This window comes from Cupriavidus sp. IDO (assembly GCF_000812465.1).
Taxonomy (GTDB): Bacteria; Pseudomonadota; Gammaproteobacteria; order Burkholderiales; family Burkholderiaceae; genus Cupriavidus.
In genome coordinates this window covers 1-3119 of sequence record NZ_JWMA01000205.1, presented here as the reverse complement: position 1 = coordinate 3119, position 3119 = coordinate 1, and the positions used below count along the sequence as shown (strand labels likewise).

Genomic DNA, 3119 nt, shown 5'->3' with positions numbered 1-3119 from the left:
CCGCTGTTATGTGACGAGCTTTGATATGTGACGTAACTTGGCAACACCTCCGGAATTGGCTGTCGTCGAACTGTTTACCGCCACATAATCATTTGGATTCCACTCTCTCCATGCCGGGGATTGTCCCCTGCCTTTGCAACGGAAGGAGTGGTCATGCTAGAACTCTATTTCAAGTATGGCCGAGTGATTGCCAGATTTCGCAGTGGCGCGCTCGGCAATGAGATCGATGGCATTGCTGCCGATCTGTCGAGAGCGGGCTACAAGCGCGACTCGGCGAAGCTATATCTGGCCCGCATCGCGCGATTCAGCGCGTTCGCAGACGGATGCGGCTGTAGCACGTCGACGCCGATTCCTCTGCAGATCGTCGATCGCTATCTACGGGCAAGACCGACCAAGGCCGCCCGCTGGGCCGCGCTGGGAGCCCTCCGCTTTGCAGAGCGGTGCGTTCCGGAGCGGTTTGTAGTCGAACCGTCCCAGGACGACCCGGACCGCCCACTGCTGGCCGCCTATCTGCAGCACCTGCGTGTCATTCGCGGGTTGCGTCCAAAGACTTGCGAAGGACTCCTTTTAACAGCTCGGCGGATCCTCGCCTGGCAGAGGGAGCACCTGCCCGGCGCGCCCCTATCCGCACTCTTCGCGAAGCATGTTCTGGTCATGACGCGCGACCTGCTGTCTGGATGTCGCAGCGACAGTGCCAAATCATCCACGACGTCATACATGCGCTCATTCCTGCGCTATCTGCAATGGGCGAGCCTCAACGCCCAAGATCTGGCCCAGTTCGTACCGAGGACGCCATGCTGGCGTCTCGCTCACCTGCCGTCGCGAGTGGCGTGGGAGGATGTCCAGGGTGCGATCGACGCCATCGAGACCACGACACCGTCTGGCATGCGCGACCGCGCGATGCTGCTGCTGTTGGCCACGACGGGTCTGCGTAACAGAGAGCTGCGCGAGTTAGAGCTCGATGACATCCGGTGGCGTACCGGAGAGCTGGTATTGCGCCACACTAAGGGACGCCGCGACCGTGTCGTGCCGCTGCTCAAAGAGGCCGGCGCAGCGCTCGCTGAGTACGTGCTGCATGCGCGGCCGGTGACCACGGACCGCAAGGTATTTCTTTCGTGTGTTCCCCCTGTGCGCTCCTTCTGCCACAGCAGCAATATCTCGCGCATTGTCCGCTTCCGACTGGAGCGTGCCGGAATCAGGATTCAACGCGGTGGCGCGCATCTTCTACGCCATAGCCTTGCCACACGCCTGGTCGAGAAGCGACGGCCGATCAAGGAGGTCGCCGATCTACTGGGTCATCGGAGCATCGATACAACATCCCTCTACATCAAAGTCGCCGTACCGCAACTCGCTGACGTCGCATTGCCGTTTCCCGGAGGTGCATCATGACCCCGTTCGTGACTGCGTTGACCGCTGGGGTGGAGAGTTACATCGCCCTTCAACGCTCACTTGGCTATCAGTTTCGCAAACAATCCACATCGCTCCACGCGTTTCTCGGCTATGTGCGCTCCAGCCATGCAGATGGTCCGTTGTCTCGGGCTCTGGCCGTGGACTTCGTCATAGGTAGCAACCTAACGCTCAACGGCAGGGCCATCCGCTATGGTGTAGTTCGACGCTTTGCAGAGTACTACGCGGCTTTCGACCCTCGCACCGAGTCGCTCGATCGTCGTGCCTTTCCTCGCTCACGCGCAGTCCCTCCACCGCGGATCTTGAGCGAAGAAGAGCTGCGCTCGCTGATGGCTGCAAGCATACGGATATCGACCGCCCAGCCATTGCGGGGGCGAACACTGGCTACCGTGATAGGTTTGCTGGCGAGCACGGGACTGCGTTCCGGGGAAGCACTGCGCCTCGATCGCGCCGATGTTGATCTGAGCACCGGTCTTTTGCAGATCCGCAAGACCAAGTTCCGGAAGGATCGGCTGGTCCCAGTCCACGCCACCACTTTGGCCGCGCTGCAAGACTATGCCAGGAATCGGGACCTCGCGTTTCCGGCACCGACGAGCGCAGCCTTCTTCGTCAGCACTCGCGGCGGCCGACTGTCCACAGCCGGTCTGTATTATGGATTCGGGCAAGCTTGTGAACTCGCTGGTGTGAACAGGACTGGGAGCCAAGCACTGCGGCCTCACGACCTTCGTCATCGATTTGCCGTCACACGCCTCGCACTCTGGCATCAACAGGAAGCCGATGTTCAATCGATGCTGCCGCTGCTGGCGACTTACTTGGGCCACGGCCGATACAGCGATACGGCCTACTACATTACAGGCACGCCGGAGTTGCTTGCCCTAGCGGCAGCAAACGTCTTCCGCGCAGGAGGTCCGGCATGAACAGCCAGCCCTCTCTCGCCCGACATCTCGAGTCGTTCTTCCATCAACGGCTGACGCAACAGCGCAACGCCACACGGGCCACGGTGGCAGCGTACCGGGATGCTCTTCGACTGCTGGTCCTCTTCGCCTCAGAGCGAACCGGCAAGAAACCATGCGCTCTCGCAGTCGAGGACCTCGACCGGGACATGATCTTGGCGTACCTGGACCATTTGGAGCACTCACGCGGCAACTGCGTGCATACTCGCAACGCTCGTCTCACGGCGATACGATCATTCTTCCAGCATGTCGCAGCTATCGACCCCGCATCGATTGGCGTCGCTCAGCGCGTGCTTTCGATCCCAAGCAAGAAGTCTGACGTGCCCATGCCCCACTATCTTTCCCGGGCCGAGCTCGACGCACTTCTTGATGCGCCGAGCAAGAGCTCGCCATGCGGGCGTCGTGACCGTGTGCTGCTATTGTTCCTCGCACGCACCGGGGCCAGGGTCTCCGAGGCTCTCTGTGTCGAGGCAGCCGATCTGTCGTTGAACGGAGCGCGTTCGCATGTCATGCTTCGCGGCAAAGGTCGCAAACAGCGCGTCGTTCCCTTGGCCAGCGACCTCGTTGCAGCAATCGGGAATTTGCTGCGCGAGAGTGGCATTGCTCGGCACGAGCATGTACCGGTATTCGTCGGCGCTCGTGGAGAACGTCTGACGCGCTTCGGTGCTACCCACGTCGTGCGTCGCGCCGTCGCCACCGCATCCGAGCGTATGCCAGAACTCGCGCGAAAGGAAATCTCGCCGCACGTCTTCCGGCACT

The 3119-nt window shown here is 61.1% G+C and carries 3 protein-coding genes; all 3 read left to right on the top strand.

Annotation, left to right across the window (positions count from 1 at the left end):
• Positions 1-153: 153 nt before the first annotated feature.
• The gene (locus RM96_RS38330; RefSeq protein ID WP_082016873.1) at positions 154-1389 is read left to right on the top strand and encodes a site-specific integrase; all 1236 of its coding nucleotides are present in this window, start codon (positions 154-156) and stop codon (positions 1387-1389) included.
• A complete protein-coding gene (locus tag RM96_RS36195; RefSeq protein WP_039016586.1) occupies positions 1386-2324 on the top strand; it encodes a tyrosine-type recombinase/integrase in 939 nt (312 codons plus the stop codon). The genes RM96_RS38330 and RM96_RS36195 overlap by 4 nt, the downstream gene beginning before the upstream one ends.
• On the top strand, positions 2321-3119 hold a 799-nt coding region (locus RM96_RS36190), incomplete at its 3' end, for a tyrosine-type recombinase/integrase (RefSeq protein WP_039016585.1). The genes RM96_RS36195 and RM96_RS36190, both read left to right, overlap by 4 nt.

What these genes read in the sequence shown, in the direction of transcription:
- RM96_RS38330 (WP_082016873.1), top strand. Translation starts at nt 154, where the DNA reads ATGCTAGAACTCTATTTCAAGTATGGCCGAGTGATTGCCAGATTTCGC.
- RM96_RS36195 (WP_039016586.1), top strand. Translation starts at nt 1,386, where the DNA reads ATGACCCCGTTCGTGACTGCGTTGACCGCTGGGGTGGAGAGTTACATC.